This is a genomic window from Mesorhizobium sp. M0001 (assembly GCF_040324255.1).
In the GTDB taxonomy this organism is placed as follows: domain Bacteria; phylum Pseudomonadota; class Alphaproteobacteria; order Rhizobiales; family Rhizobiaceae; genus Mesorhizobium.
Genome location: NZ_JAMYVS010000023.1, coordinates 1 through 21,369, shown reverse-complemented (window position 1 = coordinate 21,369; position 21,369 = coordinate 1). Strand labels below are relative to the sequence as shown.

Sequence of the window (21,369 nt, the reverse complement as noted above, 5' to 3'; positions counted from 1 at the left end):
GACCCGCAAGACAGACCGGAGGAACAGCATGGAGATGCAAACGACAAGTTCAACGCAGACATCGCCGCACGCTCAATCGCCTGACCCGCCTGACGCTGGAGCGTGGACCCTGGAAAAGGCTCAGGCACTTTACCATGCCCCCTTCAACAATCTCCTCTTCCTGGCGCAGACCGTGCACCGCCAGAATTTCGATCCAAACAAGGTCCAGCTCAGCCGGCTGCTCAGCATCAAGACCGGAGGATGCCCGGAGGATTGTGGCTATTGCAGCCAGTCGGCGCGTCACGAAACCGGGTTGGAGGCGTCCAAGCTGATGGATGTCAGGCGCGTCATCGCCGAAGCGACCAAGGCGCGTGATGCCGGCGCCACCCGTTATTGCATGGGCGCGGCCTGGCGAAACCCCAAGGCGCGCGACATGGATGCGGTGGTGGCGATGGTCGAAGGCGTCAAGGCGCTGGGCCTGGAGACCTGCATGACACTCGGCATGCTCGATCTTGAGCAAGCCGCTCGACTGAAGCAGGCGGGTCTCGACTACTACAACCACAACATCGATACGTCAGAACGCTACTATAGCGAGATCATCGGTACGCGGAGCTTTGCCGAGCGGCTCGAGACGCTCGAGCACGTTCGCAAATCCGGCATCAAGGTCTGCTGTGGAGGCATTGTCGGCATGGGCGAGGAGCCGGTGGACCGGATCGACATGCTGGTGACGCTGGCCAATCTCCCGGAACATCCGCAAAGCGTTCCGATCAACATGCTGATCCCGATCGCCGGTACGCCGCTTGCAGACGCCAAGCCCATTGAGCCGATCGAATTCGTGCGCGTGATCGCGCTGGCGCGCATCATGATGCCGAAATCGCATGTCCGTCTGTCCGCCGGCCGCACCGCGATGACCGACGAGATGCAGGCGCTGTGCTTTTTTGCCGGCGCCAACTCGATCTTCTTCGGCGACACGCTGCTGACGGCGGACAATCCCGGTGAGGACAAGGATACCCTGCTGTTCCGGCGCCTTGGCATCGATCCGATGGAACTCGAGGCGCAATGAACGGGGCGCTGCTTGCCCGTTTTGATGCGACCTTGCAGGGACTAGCGCGCAAGGACCGGCTGCGGACGCTTTCGCCCCGCGCCGGGCTGGACTTCTCGTCGAACGACTATCTCGGGCTGGCCGCGTCCAGAAGACTTGGCGATGCGGTTGTGGCGGCGATTGCGCGGGGCACGCCGGTTGGCGCCACCGGGTCGCGGCTGTTGCGCGGCAATGCACCGGAACACGAGCAGCTCGAGGCAGATGCGGCGGCATTCTTTGGAGCCGACCGCGCGCTGTTCTTCGGCAGCGGCTACATCGCCAACTTCGCTCTGCTGAGTGCCCTGCCGCAGAAGGGCGATCTTTTGGTCCTCGATGAGCTCGCCCATGCCAGCATGCATGAGGGTGCGCAGGCCGGGCGCGCACAGTTCGTGCTGGCCGCGCACAACGACGCCACCGCTGTCGAGGATGCGATTACACGGTGGCGCGTCGCAGGCGGCATGGGATGCGTCTGGATCGCGGTGGAAAGCCTTTACAGCATGGATGGCGACTGCGCGCCTTTGGAGAGCCTGGTCGCGCTTGCCGATCGGCACGGCGCATTCATCGTCATTGATGAGGCGCATGCCACCGGCGTCTGGGGATCGGACGGCCGGGGGCTTGCCGCCGCTTTCGAGGGCCGCGACAACATCATAGCGCTCCACACCTGCGGCAAGGCGCTCGGCGCATCTGGTGGGCTCGTGACCGGGCCGAGGGCACTGTGCGAATATCTGATCAACCGTTGCCGGGCATTCATCTACGCGACCGCGCCATCGCCACTGATGGCGGTCGTGGCGCGCGAGGCACTCGCAATGCTCGCCGACGAGCCTATGCGGCGTGTTCAGCTGCATGAACGCGTCGCCAGCGCCGGCCGGTTGGTCAATCGCTGTGGTGTGATACCAAGTGGCTCTCAGATCCAGCCCTTAGTAATCGGCGATGTCAGGCGCACCATGACGGTGGCGGCGCGCCTGCAGGCCCGCGGCTTCGACATACGCGGCGTTCGTCCTCCGACCGTGCCAGAGGGCACGTCGCGGCTGCGCATCTCACTGACGCTCAATATTGGCGAAGCCGACATTTCCGCCATGGTCGAGGCGCTGGTCGAGGTGTTGGCCGAAAGATCACCGGAGGCGATATGACCCAACGCATCGTCATCACCGGAACGGATACCGGAGTTGGCAAGACCGTGTTTGCGGCTGGGCTCGCCGGTTTGCTGGACGGCTTTTACTGGAAACCGGTGCAATCGGGCCTCGACGGCGAGACCGACAGCGAGGTTGTCGCGCGGCTTGCCGGCTTGCCCTCAGAGCGCGTGCTGCCGGAAGCCTACCGCTTGCGGAGCCCGCTGTCGCCGCATCGTTCGGCCGAGATCGACGGCGTGGCGATCAAGGCTGCCGATCTTGCTTTTCCCGTCCTACCGACGCCGCTCGTCATCGAAGGCTCCGGCGGCCTAATGGTGCCGCTCAACCGGCGCACAAGGTTAATCGACATCTTCGCTGAATGGCGGCTGCCCGTTATTCTGTGCGCCCGCACCACACTCGGCACCATCAACCACACCTTGCTATCGGTCGAGGCGCTCCGCGCCCGCTCCATCCCGTTGGCGGGCATCGCTTTCATCGGCGATGAGATGGCCGATACGCAACGGACCATCGTGGAATTCAGCGGTGCCCCGCAGCTCGGCAGGCTGCCGCACCTCGATGTGCTGACGGGGAAAACACTGAGGGACGCAATGGTTGCCGGCTTCGCCTTCGCCTCGATTACTGGAGGTGACTGATGTCGCAGTCTCATGTGTGGCATCCCTTCACCCAGCACGCACTCGAGAATGCGATCCCAGAAATCGTCCTGACTGAGGGCGCCTATCTCCACAGGGCCGACGGCGCCCGCATCCTGGACGCCATCTCCTCCTGGTGGGTCGTCACACATGGCCACCGCCATCCCCGCATCATGAAGGCAATCGAGACAACCGCGTCGAGCCTCGACCAGATTATCTTTGCGGGCTTCACGCACGAGCCGGCAGAGCGCTTGGCCAAGGCGCTTGTCGGCCTCGCTCCCGCTGGACTCGACTGGGTGTTCTATTCCGACAGTGGCTCGACCTCAGTCGAAGTCGCGCTGAAGATGGCGCTCGGTTATTTCCGCAACATCGGCGCGCCGCGCTCGCGCATCGTCGTCATGGAGCACAGCTATCATGGTGACACGATTGGAACGATGAGCGTCGGTGCGCGTGGCGTGTTCAACGCCGCCTATGAACCCTTGCTGTTCGAGGTCGACATCATCCCCTTTCCGGCCGCGGGGCACGAGCAGGAGACGCTGGATCGTTTCGAGGCTGTGACCCGCGATCGACGAGCCGCAGCCTTGATCGTCGAGCCGCTGGTGCTGGGCGCCGGCGGCATGCTGATGTATCCAGCATCGGTTCTGGCCGAATTGAAGAAGATCACTGAGGCCTCCGGCTCGCTGCTGATCGCCGACGAGGTGATGACCGGCTGGGGACGCACCGGAACCATGTTCGCCTGCGAGCAGGCATCGATTTCTCCAGATATCCTGTGCACCTCCAAAGGCTTGACCGGCGGCACCATCCCGCTGGCCGTAACGCTTGTCACCGATGCCATCTTCCGGGCGCACTATTCCGAGGACCGGAAGAAGACGTTTTTCCATTCGAGCTCCTACACCGCCAATCCGATTGCCTGTGCGGCAGCACTCGCCAATGTCGAGATCTGGCGCGACGAGCCAGTGGCCGGGCGGATCACGGCCTTGAGCGTGATGCAGGCCGTCGGGCTGCAACGCTTTCGGGACAATCCATATTTTGCCGACTGTCGAGCCACGGGAACGATCGCGGCGCTCGACCTGCGAACCGGTTCAGCAGGTTATCTCGCCGAGATTGGTCCGAAGCTGCGCGCTTTCTTCCTCGAGCGCGGCCTACTTGTGCGCCCGCTCGGCAATGTCCTCTACCTTCTGCCACCCTATTGCATCGCAGGCGACGAGCTCGAACGACTATATGACGCCATCGAGGAGGCCGGGGAACGCTTCGGGTCAAGGCCATGAGCAAGTCGTCGCGCATTCTCGGACTTGGCCATCACGTGCCTGGGCGCAAGGTGGCCAATGCCGAGATCGAGAGCAATCTCGGCCTCGAGCCGGGCTGGATCGAAAGGCGTACCGGAATCCGTTCGCGCTTCTGGGCAACGGACGAAGACACGCTGTCGGGTCTTGCCACCCGGGCTGGCGACATGGCGCTGGTGAACGCCGGTATTGCGCGCCACGACATCGGTCTGCTGTTGCTTGCCACCTCGACGCCCGACCATCTTCTGCCGCCAAGCGCGCCGCTGGTCGCACACAAGCTTGGCCTTGGCCGCGCAGGCGCGGTCGATCTGACCGGCGCCTGCGCCGGCTTCATCTATGCGCTCATGTTTGCGGACGGGTTCACCCGCCTGCATGGCAAACCAGCGCTGGTCATCGCCGCCAACATCCTCAGCCGCCGCATCAATCCAGCCGAGCGCGCGAGCTCAGTCTTGTTCGCCGATGCCGCCGGCGCCCTGGTGATCGGTCAGTGCGATGATGCTGATCGGGGCATTCTCGGTGCCTCGGTGGCTTCGGACGGCTCGCGCTACGGGCTGATCCAGATTCCCGCAGGAGGAAGCAACACGCCGTTCCATGGCGACCTCGACCTCGGGCAGACCCGGATGACGATGACCGACGGGCCCCAAGTGTTCGCAAAGGCCGTCGAGATGATGACCGATTGCTCGACAGCCGCGCTAGCCACTGCGGGAGTGCGGCCACACAATGTCGGCCGGTTTGTGCCGCATCAGGCCAATACTCGGATTTTCGGCGCGGTCGGAAGAAACCTCGGCATTGCGGACCAAGCAATTGTCAAGACGATTGCCGAATACGGCAACTCTTCGGCCGCGACGGTCCCGCTGTCGCTCTCGCTCGCCAACCAGATGAAGCCATTCCAGCCAGGAGAGAAAATCCTTCTGGCGGCGGCGGGTGCGGGTCTCAGCGGCGGCGCTCTCGTGGTTGGAATCTAGCCGGCCGGCTCACGCGCGCAGGATTGGTCATGAATGGCAATAGGAGCAACAGAACCAATGCCAAAAAATGGCCTTCTGAAGCTCGACATGACCAAGCTGACGCAGCACGACCCGTGCGAGCCTCTGGATGAGTTCAAATGCAACACCCGTTGCACCAATCGTACCATCTGAATAAAGCTCAATTACAGAGGGTGAGCCGCCCCATATATGTCGGATACCCGACATTGTTCACATAAAAGGCTCGATGCTTACACGCTCTTTGCTGGCTGCTCTTTGCTGTCTTCTCTTTTCTCTTTGCTCTTTGCTCTTCCGTCTTGACTAGCAGGAGCCTGCGGCTTATCTCATTGCCGCGTTAGCACTCGCTTCGGCTGAGTGCTAGGCATGCTCCGGCAACGGAGCACCGTTCAACATCCGCACCAAGGAAATCCAAAAATGGCAAAGTCGAATTTCCGGCCGCTGCATGACCGCGTGGTCGTACGCCGGGTCGAATCCGAATCCAAGACCGCCGGCGGGATCATCATCCCGGATACGGCGAAGGAAAAGCCGCAGGAAGGCGAGATCATCGCCGTCGGCTCCGGCGCTCGCGACGAAGCCGGCAAGCTGGTCCCGCTGGACGTCAAGGCCGGCGACCGCATCCTGTTCGGCAAGTGGTCGGGCACCGAAGTCAAGCTCAATGGCGAAGACCTTCTGATCATGAAGGAATCCGACATTATGGGCATCATCGGCTGATTATCGGCCTCACCGTCAACTGAATTTCGGGCTTGATCGCAAGCCCCTGCCAGGAGCTAAAAAATGGCTGCCAAAGACGTAAAATTCTCCCGCGACGCGCGCGAGCGCATGCTTCACGGCATCAACATCCTCGCCGACGCGGTGAAGGTGACCCTCGGCCCCAAGGGCCGCAACGTCGTCATCGACAAGTCGTTCGGCGCACCGCGCATCACCAAGGACGGCGTCACCGTCGCCAAGGAAATCGAACTTTCCGACAAGTTCGAAAACATGGGCGCGCAGATGATCCGCGAAGTTGCTTCGAAGACCAACGACATCGCCGGTGATGGCACCACGACCGCGACCGTCCTGGCGCAGTCGATCGTCCAGGAAGGTAACAAGGCCGTTGCCGCCGGCATGAACCCGATGGACCTGAAGCGCGGCATCGACCTGGCCGTGACCGAAGTGGTCGCGGCTCTCGGCAACGCTGCCAAGAAGATCAAGACCTCCGAGGAAGTTGCCCAGGTCGGCACGATCGCCGGCAATGGCGACGAGTCGGTCGGCAAGATGATCGCCGAAGCGATGCAGAAGGTCGGCAATGAAGGCGTCATCACGGTTGAAGAAGCCAAGACCGCCGAGACAGAGCTGGAAGTCGTCGAAGGCATGCAGTTCGACCGCGGCTATCTCTCGCCCTACTTCGTCACCAACGCCGACAAGATGGTTGCCGAGCTCGAGGACGTCTACATCCTCCTGCACGAGAAGAAGCTGTCCAACCTCCAGGCCATGCTGCCGGTTCTCGAAGCCGTCGTGCAGACCTCCAAGCCGCTGCTCATCATCTCGGAAGACGTCGAAGGCGAGGCTCTGGCCACGCTGGTCGTCAACAAGCTGCGCGGTGGCCTGAAGATCGCCGCCGTCAAGGCGCCGGGCTTCGGTGATCGCCGCAAGGCCATGCTGGAAGACATCGCCATCCTCACCGGTGGCCAGGTCATTTCGGAAGACCTCGGCATCAAGCTCGAGAATGTCGGCCTCAACATGCTCGGCCGCGCCAAGAAGGTGTCGATCTCCAAGGAGAACACCACCATTGTCGACGGCGCCGGCAAGAAGGACGAGATCCAGGGCCGCGTTGCCCAGATCAAGCAGCAGATCGAAGAGACCACGTCGGACTACGACAAGGAGAAGCTGCAGGAACGTCTGGCGAAGCTCGCGGGCGGCGTCGCGGTGATCCGCGTCGGCGGCGCGACGGAAGTCGAAGTCAAGGAAAAGAAGGACCGCGTCGATGACGCCCTCAACGCGACCCGCGCGGCCGTGGAAGAAGGCATCGTTGCAGGCGGCGGCGTCGCACTGCTGCGCGCTTCGGCCAACATCAAGGTCACCGGCGTCAATGCCGACCAGGCTGCCGGCATCAACATCGTTCGTCGTGCACTGCAGGCTCCGGCCCGTCAGATCGCTTCGAACGCAGGTGCGGAAGCTTCGATCGTTGCCGGCAAGATCCTCGACAACAAGGGCGCGACCTACGGCTACAACGCCCAGACCGGCGAGTATGGCGACATGATCGCCATGGGTATCGTCGATCCGGTCAAGGTCGTTCGCACTGCCCTCCAGGACGCGGCCTCGGTCGCCGGCCTGCTCGTCACCACCGAAGCCATGATCGCGGAGGCTCCGAAGAAGGAGTCAGCTGGCGGCGGCATGCCTGGCGGCATGGGCGGCGGCGGTATGGGCGGCATGGGCGGGATGGGCGGTATGGATTTTTAATCCAGCCCCTATCAACTTACAGCGGACAGGGCGGCAGCAATGCCGCCCTTTCCTTGTGTGCCGAACATGATCGAAACCTTGGAGTGCGTCCCGAGGATCTCGTTCGAGCCTCACCGCATGGTCGAGAATTAGGATCTTGTCTGATCGAGCAATTCGCGGGCTCAACCTGGTCAAACCGGCGCCCCCTACGAACTGCCCGATCCTTGAGCATTCCGCTGCGCCACAATCACGATGATTCATTCAGTTGGTAGCTATTGGCGGTGAATCATGAGGGGCATTGAGGAGCGTGGCAAGGCGCCCATCTCGGCATTTAACTCCATCGAGCGTGATATCAGGGACAATTCTCTCATCGGAACCGGCGGCTGGCGTTGAAGGACCCGGTGAATCACCCTGATTTATAGTGGAGCAGACGCGCTCTGAGCCTCAAGAGCGTTTCCTCCTCTGAGTATCCTTGATCTGCCGCTGGACATTCTCGTTGATATTGCTGAGCGGCTCAGCCCGATGGATCTGCTGAGGATTTCGCACACAAATCAAGAGCTGCGTGTCGCCGCGATGATAGTCGCAACGCCTCAAGAAAGGCGGATTCAGGTTCAGGCCATCTGTGGCAGCCCTTGCAACCGGGCTCCAGCAGCGTCTCGTCGTCATGGCCGAGGGGCCTCGTGACCCCGACGACTGCGCTACGGCCTTGTGGGGCCTCGGAGCGGGCGTTGCAGCGCTTGCACCCGAGCTCCAGCGGCGTCTCATCCTCCTCGCCGAAGGGCTTGAGCCCAGGTCTCAGACCATTGCCCTGGAGGGCCTCGGAGCAGGCGTGGGTGGCGGACATAGCAGCCTGTCCCATACCTATGAATACGTTTGGCTGAAGCAGACCGATGGCTGCGCGTCGAAGCCGAAGCCGTCGAGTTCGCGGACAAACGGGAACTGCGCGATCTTGCTCGACATGAGCGTGTCGAGCTGGTCGCGGATCGCCGTCAACTTCAGCCGATCCAGGATTGCGATCAGCAGGTCATGATCTAGGGTCGCCATCACCAGCTCCCTCCGGCCGCCGCTTCGTACTCGGCGAGTGGCCGCAGCAAGGTGGCCGGGGGTGATCTTGATCCGCTCGGCGCGCACCGGCCCTTCGAAGCCGGCAACGCCGACAAAAGGCTCTGTCGCAAACCTGGAAATGGGGTTGTGAACGGCCATTTCGGCCTGTCCGTCAGGCAGCGAGGAGATCGAAACAGCGATCGACAGCCTTGTAGGCATACCTCGCCTGTCGCTTGCCCATCATGTGGATCATCTCGATGCCGGAGAGGATACCACGTCGTTCGCATGCGACTTGAAGCCGATAGCCTGGTCGAAATGGCGGCCCTTGAACATCACGTGCTCCTCCACAGCTGAGGCGTTTTTCTTGCCATGCTCGCTTACAAAAAGGTTTGCGACAGAGCCGTTCGAACCGCATGCCGACACCATCGTCAAGGGCGGCCGCGATGTCCATTATGGCCACAAGCTCACCCTGACGACGGGCAGGCAGTCTGTTCTTTCAATTTAGACCAACTATGCGGATGCCGCCTCAGTCAATTCAAGAATGTAACCAATGCCGCGCATGGTCGTGATACGTGGCGTTGCACCTGACCTTCTCAGGTGTCCACGTAAGCGATAGATTCCGACTTCAAGCGCGTTGGCAGATACCTCGTCGTTGAACGAATAGAGGTGATCTTCCAACTGCGCACGAGGCACGATGCGGCCTGCACGGATAAGCAGATGCTCTAAAATACATAGTTCGCGGCGTGCGATCTTCAGAGGATGACCCGAGACGGAAACCTGTCGGCCGATCGGATCGAAATTGAGATTGCCAAATACAACGATGGGGTCGGTCACCTGTGTCGACCGGCGCAGAATGGCTCTCATTCTGGCGATGAGCTCATCGAAAGAGACGGGCTTGAGCAGAAAGTCGTCCGCGCCACCGTTGAAAATTGCAATCCGCTTCTCGAGATCGTTGATGCTACTCATAATGAGGGTTGGAACTGAATGCCCGTTGCTCCTTAGCTGTCTCAGCCAGCCCAAGCCATCGCCATCTGGCAGAGCCAACTCCAGCAGGAGAATTTCATAGGTTGCGCAACAAAATGCCCTCGATGCCTGTTCCAGGTTGCCAACTACATCAACGGCAAAACCGCTATCCCCGAGCGCAACTCGCACAGCGCGCGTAAGATCCACATGATGATCAATGAGCAGCGTTCGCATTTCACGTCCTATCAAGGTCGGACAGGTCACCGTCCGCTGTAAGACCGGGGCGACAGCGGAAGTCGCGCAACTCTTCGTAGTGTTCGTAACGCTCTTTCCGATGGGTGATCGCGGGAGCATGCAAGCCGCACGCCTGCAATAGTCGGGGATGGAACACGTGAAGACCTGTTGACGGGCTGAAACCGTCGGTCGGCGGGCCCACAATGCCACCGACTCTGCCTGCGATTTCTCTGCGCATCGATCCTCCTATGGGTTGCGTCGCAACATCCAGCTGAGGTCGCAAGGGCAGGTTGCGGCTTTGTTCATTGAGAGGACCCCCTGGAGGCAATACCAGGAGGATTCCCTATATGGCACTTCCCGATTTACCACCGGTCATTCCGAACCACGTTCGGCGGCTTTGAAGACACTCATTGAGCGCGGCTAGGTAAATCAAGGGTACGACTGCCGTGTCGATGCCGCTTTTGAAGCAGGCATCGGCACCAGCTCGGTGAGCGTCGCCCGCGCAATTCAGCGGACGCGCTCGATACACCCAGTCGAATCGTGCCGCAACTTGCCGCGCCGACAGGGCGCCCGAAGACTTCAGACTTGTGACCGAAGGTCTACGCCCAGTCCTCCTCCCATTATCCACCTCCCTCAAATCAAAGTGGACGTTCAATCTGAACAAATTACGCCATCGTATCACAAACGACTTACCGATCCCCGACGTGCTCTAGCCTTAGTGCTTGTTAAGAAGGTCGGCTACTGTCTCTCCGCGTCGCCGGGCATCGGCGGCGAGCCACACCTCCCCCACCTCATACACGTCGCCGTGGGTACTGAACGGCACAATGACGTCAATGGCAGCCGACAGCAGGTCAAGAAGCGTGTGGTCTTCCACAGCAGCTCCTTGCGGGCTGCTCTTGACGAGTGAAAAGAGCTTTTTAAAGCCTTGGACCGGATCCGCCCCATGAATCGTTGATATTGATCCCGCATGGCCGGAGACGACTTCGCTAAGGTAGGCCCAAGCAGCATCATCGCGCATCTCGCCAAGCAATATTCGATCAGGGCGCATGCGCAAGCTGGCTTGCAACAGTTGCTCGGCTGTCACCGCACCTACGCTTGCTCGGTCCTTCGGATAAAGTAACCGGACATGGTTCTCGTGCGGGATTGCAAGTTCGAGCGTGTCCTCGATACTTATCAGCCTCTCTTGCGGGGGTATAGCGTTGATCAAAGTCTTGCTCATTGTCGTTTTGCCGCTTCCAGTAGGTCCGCAAAGCAGCATCGTGAGCCGCCCGCAAACGCATGCTCGCAAAAATTGCTCCAAGTCACCATGGTCGTAGTGCTGAAGAATCGTTTCGTCCTGCCGCTCTTGGCGCTCCTTTCGTGACCGCCATTGATTCCAACGCGAGTATTCGTAGCGAGAAGAAACTTCCTTGAGTTCGGTCACACGACTTGAGGGACGCCGTATCGTCAGGCTTATTGTTCCTGAGGGAACAGCGGGCGGCAAACAGATCTGCAGCCGCTCTCCGTTCGGCAGCTCAGTCGCACAGAGGGGGCTTTGCGGTCCGACATCTTGCTTGCGCAGCGCTCCAGCGAGGATCGCGATGTCCTCCAGATCGTCATAAGATAGCGGCAGCGGATGTTTCGTGAAAACGCCGGCCTGTCGGACAAAGGCTTCCCCAGGCCGGTTGATAGCGACCTCTTCGGTCCTTGGCTCCTCAAGCCATTTCAAAACAGGGTTGAGAAGCAAACGCAATTGAGGGTCAGCCTCCGGTCGCATTGTTGTCTCTCCGGCGTTGGCGATGTTGGGGGGCTGGCGCCACGGCGATCGGTCTAAGATCGTATACATCTGAGAAATCGAGGTCCCGAGCCACAAAGATGGATACAGCATCTCCCTGGTTTTTCTTCAGAGTTGGCGGAACGTTGATCGTTGCTCTAAGGGTCGTGTCAACGGCTTGTCCGGCGTTGCTCTGGAAGCTGTTGATGCCGCTTCCTCCACCTGAGCTGCCAGCGTATTGACCGGCGGCCTGAAACGCGCCTTGAATGACGCTCATGAGCATTGCTCCGCCAAAGCGCTGCCAGAAGTGATTATCCACCGTGCCAGGCATTCCGGAGCGGCCGAGCTCGTCAGCGCCCGGCGACGCTAGCGAAACGAGGGCATGGTCAGGCGTTTCGATGCGCGTCCACAGCACGAAGACACGCGCATCCCCCTGTTGGAGACCACGCTGGATCTCGCCAATCACGGTCGTCCCGCGATCCAAAAGCACCACGTTGTTGGTGGCGCCGCGGACGTCTTTAGGTAAGACGCACTTCACATAACCCGGTAAATTTGTGTCGACTGCCGTTTGCAAAATGCAGGGAATTATCGTTCCTTGGGTAATCACGAGATCAGGGTGCGGCAAAAGTGTGGCCCGGCTTGGCTCCTGTATATCTGGTTTCAATCGCCCCGTCAGATCGCCAGCGTCTGAAATCTCATGCGAGGTCGCGGGAGCATCCCTATGGTTGTCTTCGCTCCGCTGACCGTCGTTGGGCATTTGACCGCTGCCACTGTAGGCGAAAATTGGTGTTTCCTCCGGCGGCGGATCAGCTGGCGTCGGAGGCGGCGTGGATGGCGCAGAATCTCCTGCCTGCGCCGCCTGTACGGGTGCTGGAGCTTCGGGAGCAATCTCAATCGGCACGGGGCGGAATGGCTCGGCGTCGGCGACAATTGGAGGTTTTGGCTGAGTTGGCTCGTCTTGTGTGCTGGGACGACCGCCGAGCCAGATGAGCGATAGAGATGAGATGAGAACAAGAGCAGCGACGGCCAACTTCTGCAATCCCGAAACATGCCGGCGGGCCGGCTCCGAGACCATCGATCCTGAGGCATGGACATCATGTCCCGACTGTGGGCCGGTTTCATTCATCGGCCGGGCCTTTCAAAACGCGCCACACGTCGGGTGTCACTGTACCGGTCCCTGGCGCTCGTCCCACAGGGTCATAAGCCCTGTTGAAAATGGACAAGACCGTATTGCCATCTCTCAGACGCCATTCCCGGGCGACTGCGGATACTTCAACATAGTCTCCTTTGACCGTGTAATTGGCAGCGGCTTCCTTGCCGTCGGGATTGATAATGTAGAGGGAGGGTATGCGGGAATTGCTTGCGAAGCCAAATACGGTGGTAAAGCCATTATCGAAAACTTCCAGCGGCGCCAGCGATCGATCGCCCTTTGCGACGTAGTGAAAATTGCTTTCGTCCGGACTGGTAGTTGCGGCGGGCCGATTCAACAAATCCTGAACTCTCTCGTCGCGCAGCACTTTCGCCCGGGCCTGACCAAGGATCGAGCGCCTTTCTGCGTCCTTTCTCTGAGCAGCAGCCTCATCAGCAGGATAGGTGAACTGCACACTGTAGTATAGGTCAGGTTGCTGCTCATCGAGTTTTGGCATCGCTCTCGTTGAAATACTGAAGACGTATCTCCGTGTACCGGACTCACTCTCGGCCAGCACGATGACCGGCTGCGGCGGGAGCATCCGGCTAGCCTTAAAAAAGAGATAGTTGGCGCGCGGGAGCGCAGCCAGGTCTTTGCTATTGGAAACGGCCACGGCTGCGACTGTCTCGTTGGCCGCGAATGTGACAACCAGCGTTGCCCCCACTGCGGTAGACAGGCGCACCACTTCGTCAGGACGGTAAGCCAGGTAGCGCATGCGCGCATCGTGCTTGCCGGCAAGTGGTGTGTCTTCCGCGGACGCTTCCATCGTTAAGAAGAGTGAACAGACCAGCGCGAGAAACGCTCTTTTTGTCATGGCTGCACATAGCCCAGGTGCGATACGCTATCTTCCGAGCTTTGATAGGAAGTGACGAGTAGACCTCCCGGATTGGTGAGCCTCGATTGCCCAGGCAGACCCGTCAAGCGCTCGTAGCGGATGGTAGCTGTCCAGGTGGTCACTATCGGCATCTGCCCATCGACAACAAGCGAACGTTTGTAACGGATCTGTTGAACGTCCGGACTGATGTCGTTTGAAGAAATATGCCCGACCTCGAGCTTGCCGCGTTTGCCGACCGTGACTTGCGGGGAGGTGGGATTCGGATAGTTGAAGAAATCTTGATATTGCTGTCGCACAGCCGGCGCGCTGAAACTGGATACGAGGTCATAGGCGTATTGGGCTGTATCTGCTGTGTACCCCTCGCGCAGGCGTACATATTCCCACAGCGAAGCATTTATGACGGCTCGGTCTTGGGTTGCCGGCAGTCGAGAGACTGACACTTCGCTGTCGACGGTCCCATCCGGCCGGACCCAGAGGAACACAGGTACGAGCTTGGCCAACGGGACCATGGCAGCAATGGTAAATGCCTGTGCAACATTTCCTAGGACCGCCGCTGCGGCAAAGGCTATCAGGGCCTTTGACAGGCGCCGCGCAGACTTCGCTCGTGAAGTTTGAAACGCTTCCACCTTCTTATAGTGGGCGGCTAGCGTTTCTCTCTCCACCAGAAGGGCATGTTCAGGAACTTTCACTTTGGCTCTTCCGCGCATTCGACCCGAAGATCCTCAGGGGTGGTTTCCCATTGTCCCACGTTCAGTTGGAATGGGGCACCCGCGCATGTCGCAAGCCCATGGCTCGTCTTGCAGGCGGCCAAAGCGAGGATTGACAGAAGTAGGCAATATTTCATGTTTTTGGCACCGAGCTTGTCGATTGATTAAGCACCCGCCGTTTTGGCAAAGTGGCGATTGAGGCTGTTAAGAGGTCGGTTCGCACCTCCCCAAGAGCCGCCGGCGATGCTGCTGGCGATCGTCGGAAGCGCGACGATCAGAGCGTCACCAGCTAGGAAAAGCATGTCGAGCTCGTAAAGCCCGATGATCTTGGCTGCTGTCGTGCCCGAGAATTTGATCATCAAAAGCATGGCTGCCAGCGAGACTGCTTCGGCAGCGATTACTATCGTTGCAACGATGTTGAGGAGGAGAAGCAGCAGCCCGTACGAGAGCAGTTGGCCGATCCATCTGGTGGCTATGTCTCGAGTGTGATCAAAAAGGTAGCCTACGAGGACCAGGGGGCCGATCGTCAAGAGCACCTTCGTCAGAATTCCAACGGCATCGTAGATCTCGAACGCTGTCCACAGCGCGCCGTAGAAAATCCATTGCGCTCCCTCGAAAGCAAGTATGTCCTGGCCGTTCATAGGCCCAATTTCGGAAGCAATCAGCTGAAAGACATACTGGCTTGAAGCAAACATGAGATCGAGCTTCTGGGGGATTCCGATGAAGGGCAAGTCGCTGCCACTGATGTCGTGAGCCAACCTCGGAATCGTGTCGTCGAAGAGCGCTTCAATGTACTGCTGATAGTTGGCCTGCCCTAAGATAAGGGCGACGACAATCGACACCATAATTACGCGCGAGATACCCCCGCGCGCATCGACTTGACCACGCATGACCAGACAGCCTTGGATTATTATCCAGAGCGTGACACACGCAACCAGAGGCGCACTGACCGCCGCTTGGACGTTTTCAAGCACTTTGTGCAGCCCGGACGTGAAGGCCCCATGAAAGATCGTGTGTATAGTCGTGAATGGCGCGGGAATTTTGAAATTCATGGCGTGAGCCTGATGTGTCCCTGATCAGCGCAGCTGAGCCTGATGAACTCTGTGTGGTTTACGGGAGGATGCTAAACATATTAGCGGTGTCCTGATGTTCGCGACGCTGCGTGGCGGCCTCCTCCACGGCGTGAAGGCTCCCTTGTGCAGTGGCCATTGTCAGCAGACTCGTGGCCTGGACATTTTGGATCATCGCATCGTGAATCTGCTTGAGGACCAGACCGTTGGTCACGGTGGCCTGCATAATATTTCCCGAGCGGGAAAGCTGACCAAGCGTGCCGGCGTTATCCTTAAGGCGCTTGTCCATCATGCCCAAAGTGTCGGCTGCAATAGCTGCGGCATTGGCGGCCCCGGCGATTTGTCCCTGTAACAGTTTCGCTTCTGAATCGGTGCCGTTGACTATCCGATTTGGGTCCTTCGCAATGTTACGGGCCATAATCGAAGCTGGCGCCCGAGCATCAAACATCTGCTCCTCCAGCTTATTGCTCGACGGGTAGTGATTTCCTTGGTTAAGTGAGCTTAGCAGTCCCGTGACAGCGAATGACGACGTTAGAATTGTCACCATTTCAATCGTGGTAGCGAGCGTCTCGATTGACCTCTCAAGGATCGCCGCATTGGAAAGCGCTGTTAAGGTCGCTTGTGTTTCTGTTACAGGGTCGCTGACGATAAATTGCGAACGGGCCTGTCCGTGAAGCAGAAGGGAAGCAGCAAGGGTCGTTACTGCAAGTTTGGCAAATTTCATGAATATTCCTCCGTCAGTCTTGAACTTCGTGGTACCGGGCCATGAACTTGTCGAGCCACCCACTTGGGGCGTCTCCGTGCTGGTTACGAAGCTGGTCGGCAAAGCGCACTGTGTTGGCCCGCCCCGAGAGTACGGCTACGTACTCGCGCATCTGCCCAAGATCGAATTCGCAAACAATACTCCCGCTATCGCGCTTGAGCAAAAACTTGCGGCTGCCGATTGCCATTCCCTGGCGGATTGCCTCGAACTCCTGCGCAGTGCACTTCAAGCCATCGACATACGCAGAGCGGTCCGCCGTCGGTGATGGGTAGAAAATTTTCGTCATACATTGCGCAACGAGACTAGCTCCGAGAGGCGATTCCAGAACGTGTTCAGGCTGCTGCGTTGCGAGTATCAACATGCCGTTGTTTTTGCGGACCGTGAGCAAGAACTTGTCGATAACGGCCGAGAATTGGGGGTTGAGTAGATAGAATCGAAATTCGTCGCAGCTCATGACGAACCGACGACCATCGACGATAGCGCCCACTCGATGCAGAAGGTATGCGGCGGCCGGTGCACAGACCTCCTCATATTCCAGGAGCTGCGTCATGTCGAAGCCCGTAATGGAGGCATCCAGCCTTACTTCGTCCACGTCGCCGTCAAAGGCCCATCCAAGCGCCCCCCCTCTACACCACCGCTGCAGCCGTGCTCCTGCGCCCTCGGAGGGGCTGTGCAATAGGAACTCGCGCAGGCCCGCAAGTGAGCGCATAGGGGGTTCGAACGAAAGCTGACGAACAATGCCGCGTTCCAGCCGACGGCTTTCCTCCGGCGAGATCGGACCACGGCCGTCACTCTCGATCAGGGCCATCAACCACTCGCGCAGAAAGTCCCGGGAGGCGGAGGTGTTGTCCAGTCCACGCAGAGGGGCCAAGCCGCTCGGAGCGCCTCTGCGCAACGCAAGATATGTCCCTCCCGTGGCTCGCACCAGCAGTTCACCACCCCGATCCTTGTCGAAGAAGACGATCGCACCATTGCGATCGACCAAGCTTTGCTCAAGCATCGCGAGGACAAAGGTCATCAGCGTCGTCTTGCCTTTGCCAACGGGCCCGAATATTGCCGTCATGCCGACGTCATTCTCATGGGGGATGTAGTCGAAAGAAGTTCCACCGTTTGTGCGAAAGCGCGCAACAGCATTGCCCCAGTGGCCGGAACTGGAACCGCTTGGGAAGTTCTCAAATGAGACGAGCCCGGCAAAATTGTGTGAGGTGATCGCCCCCGGGCGCGTGCGCCACCTGTTGTTCCCCGGAAGTTGGGACCAATATGCGGCCTCCATGCCGATGCCCTCTTGGACGATAACGGCGCCCGCGTCGGCCAGCCGTGCGCGGGCACTTGCTGCGCGATCTGCAAGGCTATTGAGGCTGTCGGCATAGACGCACAGGCTCAGATGATGCGAACCCATCACGAATTCGTTGCTTGCCAGTGCGTCCTCTGCCTCGGCAAGTTCATTGATCTGGGTGAGAGCCTTGTCGCCGGCACTCGTCATCTGGCTGGACTTAAGGCTTAGTTTGGCATGAGCTTGTGGGCGAGTGAGGAAGGAAAAGCTCTGGCTCAGGACAAGCGGGAAGTTGGCGGACAGCAAGGAATTTAGCATGCCCGGCCGCGTCGTCGCCGGATATTCACGGAACGAAAACAATGATCCGACGGAGCTATCCCCGGGCCTTCGAATCTCAAGCGCCCGCTTCCCGCAGATGACCTGGTCAGTGTAGATCGAGGCGCCAAGTGAGCCGGTAACCATCGGAACCGGAAGAAACCGGCAAGTCATCATGAGCCGAAGCGCCTCGCCGATTTCCGTGAAGAGCACGTTGCCTTTCTCACGAATGCCCAACCGGCGCAGACCGTAACCGCCGAGTGCGCCAGCAGTGATGTGCCAGAGGTCTTCCAGGCTCCGCATTTGGGTGGCTAGATCGTGCTCATTCCGTCTGCGGGACTTGGCAATCCGCAAGCCGATCTTGCCGATTGCGGTGCGGGGGGACACGATCAAAGTGAGGAAGTGATCGTTGCGAAAGAGCTTTCCCGACAGCACACGACGCTCGTAGGCCTCGCTCAGACTGCCAGCGAATGCACTTTGAAACTGGCGCGGCGCCGGCGCCGGCACATCGTTGTGTCTCACAAGATGAGCGTATATCGAGACATTGTCATCGGCGATGTTGCGCAAGAGAGTGTTGAACGCGCGGCAGCGCGAGTTGCGCATCTCAGCGTCTTCCAAATCAAAGGGCACACCGTTCACATGTGCCATGGCCATTATCGATCCGTCTTCCAGAAGGACAACCTGATCGCTTACGTGACCAACATACGGAAGGTAGATCTCGCCAGACCTCTCGGTCCGGCCGCTGGCGCCGAACATTACACCATTCCTCTTCCGCGTTTCGGCACTCTGATCGGATTGGCGCTGACGCTTGCGCCTCCCCAGACCGGCCCGTCCACGCTTCTGCCGGCCGTCTGCAAATAGAGCAGCACGACGCTTGCCGCGTTATAGTCACGCTCAACAACCAGCCGTGCTCCGAACCAGAGTGGCACGAGAACGATTTCGTAGAGCGGGTTCTGAAGGATAATGATAACAAGCCCAGCCAACATCATGAGCAATCCGGCCAGCGTCAGCGGCACCCCCAGAAACAGTGCGGGGCGCGTCGCCGCCACATAGAGGGTGCTCACTTCCAACCGGTCGCTCATCAGCCGCCGCCTATGAGCGCCTTGCCCAGGAAGCTGGCCCCGAACATGATGACGATCCCTCCAACGACACCCGCAACCAGGCCAAGTGAAGCACGACCGAACATCCAAGAGATACCGATGGCTACGAGCCCGAGCACGGCCAGTGATTGTCCAAAGGGGCCAAGTATGAACGTGCAGATATTCTGGACCATCTTGGCAGGATCCGTCCCTCCGGTCACCTGAGCCGCGGCTGGCCCGCTGTAGAAGACCGTCCACGCCGCGCCTGCAGCAGCGGCCGGTACATATTCAGCCGCCATGCGCAGCATGGAAAAAGGCGAAGGAACACGCGTTTTAAGCGCACGAAGTATCTTGAGTGGCGTCATCATTGCATCTCCATGTTTCAATCGAATACGAGTTTGTTCGGGTTCGAGGGTTCCCGTGCTTTCGCAGCCTGGCTGCCTGTCGGATCGGAGGGATCGGCCCCGGAGCGGTCTGGCTGATACGAGCCCCAGATGTCCCAAGAATCTTGGTTGGGCTGCTTCTTTCTATTGGCCTGTTGGCTCTGCTGGAGCAGAGGCGGCACGGCTTTCCGACCGGGTGCCTCAAGGTGCGGCATATCTCGAGCAGTCGGCTCCAGCGTTCTCTCAAGGAGACTTGAGATGTCCTTTGCGGCCGACTCGACCTTGCGTACATAACCGTTGGCGAAGCCATGCGTGACGTCGCCCGTGTTATAGGCCGAGATGGCACGGCGAAGCGCCAGTTGCTGTGCCACAGCAGTGGTGCCGCCGGCATACCGGCTTTCAAGCAGGTGGGCGGCAGCCGAAAGCGAGGCGCAGGGCTCGAAAGCCCTTTCCGGCGTGAGATTGAGCATGGCAAAGTTCTTGCTGTTTATCTGCATCAATCCAACATCGACAGAATGTTGTGCTTCGAGGCGTTCCTTGATGCCCCGCGTGGCTTCCAGGTGGTCTATCCAGCGAAGCTGCTCACCTGTGGTGTTGTCATGAGCCACCAGCGTTTCAAAGCCACTTTCAATCTTGGCAATCGCGGCCAGGGTGGACGGCGCAACCCAGGGGGCGCATTTGCGCGACAGGCTGCGGAACTCACGCGGAGAAAGTGGCGCGGGCTCGGCTGGGAGTGACATGGATGTCATCAGGACGATGGCCAGCGGCCAAGCTGCAATAAACATTCCCTATCACCTACCTTTCCAAGCCGCCGGACGGGTTCTGGCCCTGTCCGGCACGCGCTTATCGGGGAGGTTTGTTACTGTGTGATGTTCAAGTTCAGCTTTTCGGTTTCAATTGAAGCAAAGACCGTGTTCGTATCAGCGTGGTGAGCATCTTGCGCATGCGTGGGTGGCGCGGGCCCGATCAGCCAGCGACATCCGGAGCATCTTGGTACAATGACTCCTGTACAGGATTGCTCGTCCCGGCCGTCCGTTGCTCCTGGAGTGTGGGCCGCGACTTTTGCGTCATGGACGGTACTTCTGTCAGCGCCAAGCCAAGGACAAAATGGGGAGCTTGGCGGGCTTGTTCAGGCTCGGGATCACCGTGGGGAATCGACTAAGGCGATAAAGCGGCCCAACTTTGCCGGTATGCTGCCGGTCCTTAAAGAGCAGCCATGCGCGGCCCTGCATACTCAGATCATTGCTTGAGACGCGAGCTCGTCCGCGAAGCTGGCTCGAAGGCGCAAATCCGCGGCGGCGAGGGTCAACTGGGAAGACGTGGCGGCGCAGCCCATCCTGGTGCGAGCCTCGTTCAGCTGTTCGGCCGCCGCCGCCAAAGGGTGGATCATGCACAGTCCCATCGGCAGATAACCGCACGTCATTACGCAGTCCGACGGCGCAATGGACAAGCATAGTGACACGCTCAAGATGGAGGAGTTGCAGTAACTGAGAAATGTTAGCCCGGACGTTCACCGCAACCGGCGACCTGCCGGTCGCCGAACAGCATTTGAGGCCGCCGGCCACCTTGGACGAAGCCGGCTTGGCAGGAGACACACTATTTTGCACAAGGCCGCTGCAGCGAATCACGGTCTTCTTCCGCCGACCGCCTCTCCGATCAAGCCAAACGCCGCGCTGCTCAACCATGTCCGAGCTGGATCCACGAGCCGGAGGATATCGAGATGATCCAGGTCCGCAAACTCCAGGATGACCAGGATGCAAGGGCATAGCAGGAAACTTGGCATCCATGAGGTCGAACTTGAGTGATATTGGCAGGCCTGCACCAACGGGGGAGCTCGAAGCGAAAAAGCGAAGGACCACACGGCAGGGTCATGTCGGCGCTGGGACCTGTCTGGTGGCCACGGGCTGCCTTGGTGCGGTCAATTCGCTGGGGATGAAAGGAACAGGACGAGCACGGCCTCACATTGGCCGCACGCAACGGCGAGTGGTATCAAGGAGCAGCTGTTCTGGGTCGGTGCCCCAGGGTTGCTCGGCAACAGGTTTAGACAAGGGGATTCAAGATTGAAGGTGTGCCGTTGAAACATGTTCTTGTCATTGACGATGATGCCGCAATGCGGCGCCTCATCGCCGAGTATCTCACGATGCATGCCCTGAAGGTAACCGCAGTCCACGATAGCAAGCAGTTTGACTATGTTCTTTCACGTGAGCCAGTCGATCTCGTGGTTGTTGACCTCAACCTAGGCCGGGAGGATGGACTTG

General features: G+C 59.5%; 21 protein-coding genes. 8 read left to right on the top strand and 13 right to left on the bottom strand.

Annotation, left to right across the window (positions count from 1 at the left end):
* The first annotated feature begins 28 nt into the window (after nt 1-28).
* From bioB to groL, 7 genes are all read left to right on the top strand, one after another.
* Nucleotides 29-1,042 (top strand): biotin synthase BioB, encoded by a 1,014-nt coding sequence (bioB, locus tag NKK50_RS30080; RefSeq protein ID WP_023727898.1) that lies wholly within the window; start codon nt 29-31, stop codon nt 1,040-1,042.
* Nucleotides 1,039-2,190, top strand: coding sequence for an 8-amino-7-oxononanoate synthase (locus NKK50_RS30075; RefSeq protein ID WP_352544299.1), 1,152 nt, complete (start codon nt 1,039-1,041; stop codon nt 2,188-2,190). Before bioB ends, NKK50_RS30075 begins: the two co-directional genes overlap by 4 nt.
* Entirely contained in the window at nt 2,187-2,822 is a 636-nt protein-coding gene (bioD, locus tag NKK50_RS30070) for a dethiobiotin synthase (protein ID WP_023673640.1), read from the top strand. Before NKK50_RS30075 ends, bioD begins: the two co-directional genes overlap by 4 nt.
* Nucleotides 2,822-4,087 (top strand): adenosylmethionine--8-amino-7-oxononanoate transaminase, encoded by a 1,266-nt coding sequence (locus NKK50_RS30065; RefSeq protein ID WP_023727896.1) that lies wholly within the window; start codon nt 2,822-2,824, stop codon nt 4,085-4,087. The genes bioD and NKK50_RS30065 overlap by 1 nt, the downstream gene beginning before the upstream one ends.
* Nucleotides 4,084-5,067: a 3-oxopimeloyl-[acyl-carrier-protein] synthase BioZ gene (gene bioZ / locus NKK50_RS30060; protein ID WP_023727895.1), complete on the top strand. Its 984-nt coding sequence runs from the start codon at nt 4,084-4,086 to the stop codon at nt 5,065-5,067. Before NKK50_RS30065 ends, bioZ begins: the two co-directional genes overlap by 4 nt.
* A 432-nt stretch (nt 5,068-5,499) precedes the next feature.
* On the top strand, nt 5,500-5,796 hold the full coding sequence (gene groES / locus NKK50_RS30055) for a co-chaperone GroES (RefSeq protein ID WP_019863563.1): 297 nt from the start codon (nt 5,500-5,502) through the stop codon (nt 5,794-5,796).
* A 63-nt stretch (nt 5,797-5,859) separates the two neighbouring features.
* Nucleotides 5,860-7,524, top strand: coding sequence for a chaperonin GroEL (gene groL / locus NKK50_RS30050; protein ID WP_286460910.1), 1,665 nt, complete (start codon nt 5,860-5,862; stop codon nt 7,522-7,524).
* Between the two features lie 840 nt (nt 7,525-8,364).
* Here groL and NKK50_RS30040 read toward each other — a convergent pair.
* From NKK50_RS30040 to NKK50_RS29980, 13 genes are all read right to left on the bottom strand, one after another.
* The gene (locus NKK50_RS30040) at nt 8,365-8,706 is read right to left on the bottom strand and encodes a hypothetical protein (protein ID WP_023724802.1); all 342 of its coding nucleotides are present in this window, start codon (nt 8,704-8,706) and stop codon (nt 8,365-8,367) included.
* A gap of 351 nt (nt 8,707-9,057) precedes the next feature.
* Nucleotides 9,058-9,744, bottom strand: coding sequence for a response regulator (locus NKK50_RS30035; RefSeq protein WP_023673698.1), 687 nt, complete (start codon nt 9,742-9,744; stop codon nt 9,058-9,060).
* Between the two features lie 715 nt (nt 9,745-10,459).
* The gene (gene virB11, locus NKK50_RS30030; protein WP_023673699.1) at nt 10,460-11,500 is read right to left on the bottom strand and encodes a P-type DNA transfer ATPase VirB11; all 1,041 of its coding nucleotides are present in this window, start codon (nt 11,498-11,500) and stop codon (nt 10,460-10,462) included.
* Nucleotides 11,484-12,623 carry a type IV secretion system protein VirB10 gene (gene virB10, locus NKK50_RS30025; RefSeq protein WP_023708086.1) on the bottom strand — a complete coding sequence of 380 codons (1,140 nt, stop codon included), beginning with the start codon at nt 12,621-12,623 and terminating at the stop codon, nt 11,484-11,486. The genes virB11 and virB10 overlap by 17 nt, the downstream gene beginning before the upstream one ends.
* Entirely contained in the window at nt 12,616-13,500 is an 885-nt protein-coding gene (locus NKK50_RS30020; protein WP_023679588.1) for a TrbG/VirB9 family P-type conjugative transfer protein, read from the bottom strand. Before NKK50_RS30020 ends, virB10 begins: the two co-directional genes overlap by 8 nt.
* Nucleotides 13,497-14,210, bottom strand: a complete 714-nt coding sequence (locus tag NKK50_RS30015) for a type IV secretion system protein VirB8 (RefSeq protein WP_352544298.1) — start codon at nt 14,208-14,210, stop codon at nt 13,497-13,499. Before NKK50_RS30015 ends, NKK50_RS30020 begins: the two co-directional genes overlap by 4 nt.
* Nucleotides 14,207-14,365 (bottom strand): type IV secretion system lipoprotein VirB7, encoded by a 159-nt coding sequence (locus NKK50_RS30010; RefSeq protein ID WP_081726271.1) that lies wholly within the window; start codon nt 14,363-14,365, stop codon nt 14,207-14,209. Before NKK50_RS30010 ends, NKK50_RS30015 begins: the two co-directional genes overlap by 4 nt.
* Before the next feature lie 27 nt (nt 14,366-14,392).
* Complete coding sequence (locus NKK50_RS30005) at nt 14,393-15,280, bottom strand: type IV secretion system protein (protein ID WP_023673703.1); 888 nt, start codon at nt 15,278-15,280, stop codon at nt 14,393-14,395.
* A 58-nt stretch (nt 15,281-15,338) separates the two neighbouring features.
* On the bottom strand, nt 15,339-16,022 hold the full coding sequence (locus NKK50_RS30000; RefSeq protein WP_023673704.1) for a TrbJ/VirB5 family protein: 684 nt from the start codon (nt 16,020-16,022) through the stop codon (nt 15,339-15,341).
* Nucleotides 16,023-16,035: 13 nt separating this feature from the next.
* Entirely contained in the window at nt 16,036-18,405 is a 2,370-nt protein-coding gene (gene virB4 / locus NKK50_RS29995) for a type IV secretion/conjugal transfer ATPase VirB4 (RefSeq protein ID WP_023685155.1), read from the bottom strand.
* Nucleotides 18,405-18,731 carry a type IV secretion system protein VirB3 gene (locus tag NKK50_RS29990; RefSeq protein ID WP_023673706.1) on the bottom strand — a complete coding sequence of 109 codons (327 nt, stop codon included), beginning with the start codon at nt 18,729-18,731 and terminating at the stop codon, nt 18,405-18,407. Before NKK50_RS29990 ends, virB4 begins: the two co-directional genes overlap by 1 nt.
* Nucleotides 18,731-19,036, bottom strand: coding sequence for a pilin major subunit VirB2 (gene virB2 / locus NKK50_RS29985; RefSeq protein ID WP_023673707.1), 306 nt, complete (start codon nt 19,034-19,036; stop codon nt 18,731-18,733). The genes NKK50_RS29990 and virB2 overlap by 1 nt, the downstream gene beginning before the upstream one ends.
* 74 nt (nt 19,037-19,110) lie before the next feature.
* Nucleotides 19,111-19,896, bottom strand: coding sequence for a type IV secretion system lytic transglycosylase VirB1 (locus NKK50_RS29980; protein ID WP_023708088.1), 786 nt, complete (start codon nt 19,894-19,896; stop codon nt 19,111-19,113).
* 1,289 nt (nt 19,897-21,185) lie between these two features.
* Here NKK50_RS29980 and NKK50_RS29975 point away from each other — a divergent pair.
* Nucleotides 21,186-21,369, top strand: a 184-nt coding sequence (locus NKK50_RS29975; RefSeq protein ID WP_352544297.1) for a response regulator, incomplete at its 3' end; no start/stop codon positions are given.

Excerpts from the sequence above, each read along its gene's own strand:
- bioB (WP_023727898.1), top strand. The coding sequence starts at position 29 with ATGGAGATGCAAACGACAAGTTCAACGCAGACATCGCCGCACGCTCAA.
- NKK50_RS30075 (WP_352544299.1), top strand. The coding sequence starts at position 1,039 with ATGAACGGGGCGCTGCTTGCCCGTTTTGATGCGACCTTGCAGGGACTA.
- bioD (WP_023673640.1), top strand. The coding sequence starts at position 2,187 with ATGACCCAACGCATCGTCATCACCGGAACGGATACCGGAGTTGGCAAG.
- NKK50_RS30065 (WP_023727896.1), top strand. The coding sequence starts at position 2,822 with ATGTCGCAGTCTCATGTGTGGCATCCCTTCACCCAGCACGCACTCGAG.
- bioZ (WP_023727895.1), top strand. The coding sequence starts at position 4,084 with ATGAGCAAGTCGTCGCGCATTCTCGGACTTGGCCATCACGTGCCTGGG.
- groES (WP_019863563.1), top strand. The coding sequence starts at position 5,500 with ATGGCAAAGTCGAATTTCCGGCCGCTGCATGACCGCGTGGTCGTACGC.
- groL (WP_286460910.1), top strand. The coding sequence starts at position 5,860 with ATGGCTGCCAAAGACGTAAAATTCTCCCGCGACGCGCGCGAGCGCATG.
- NKK50_RS30040 (WP_023724802.1), bottom strand. The coding sequence starts at position 8,706 with ATGGCCGTTCACAACCCCATTTCCAGGTTTGCGACAGAGCCTTTTGTC.
- NKK50_RS30035 (WP_023673698.1), bottom strand. The coding sequence starts at position 9,744 with ATGCGAACGCTGCTCATTGATCATCATGTGGATCTTACGCGCGCTGTG.
- virB11 (WP_023673699.1), bottom strand. The coding sequence starts at position 11,500 with ATGCGACCGGAGGCTGACCCTCAATTGCGTTTGCTTCTCAACCCTGTT.
- virB10 (WP_023708086.1), bottom strand. The coding sequence starts at position 12,623 with ATGAATGAAACCGGCCCACAGTCGGGACATGATGTCCATGCCTCAGGA.
- NKK50_RS30020 (WP_023679588.1), bottom strand. The coding sequence starts at position 13,500 with ATGACAAAAAGAGCGTTTCTCGCGCTGGTCTGTTCACTCTTCTTAACG.
- NKK50_RS30010 (WP_081726271.1), bottom strand. The coding sequence starts at position 14,365 with ATGAAATATTGCCTACTTCTGTCAATCCTCGCTTTGGCCGCCTGCAAG.
- NKK50_RS30005 (WP_023673703.1), bottom strand. The coding sequence starts at position 15,280 with ATGAATTTCAAAATTCCCGCGCCATTCACGACTATACACACGATCTTT.
- NKK50_RS30000 (WP_023673704.1), bottom strand. The coding sequence starts at position 16,022 with ATGAAATTTGCCAAACTTGCAGTAACGACCCTTGCTGCTTCCCTTCTG.
- virB4 (WP_023685155.1), bottom strand. The coding sequence starts at position 18,405 with ATGTTCGGCGCCAGCGGCCGGACCGAGAGGTCTGGCGAGATCTACCTT.
- NKK50_RS29990 (WP_023673706.1), bottom strand. The coding sequence starts at position 18,731 with ATGAGCGACCGGTTGGAAGTGAGCACCCTCTATGTGGCGGCGACGCGC.
- virB2 (WP_023673707.1), bottom strand. The coding sequence starts at position 19,036 with ATGCTGCGCATGGCGGCTGAATATGTACCGGCCGCTGCTGCAGGCGCG.
- NKK50_RS29980 (WP_023708088.1), bottom strand. The coding sequence starts at position 19,896 with ATGTTTATTGCAGCTTGGCCGCTGGCCATCGTCCTGATGACATCCATG.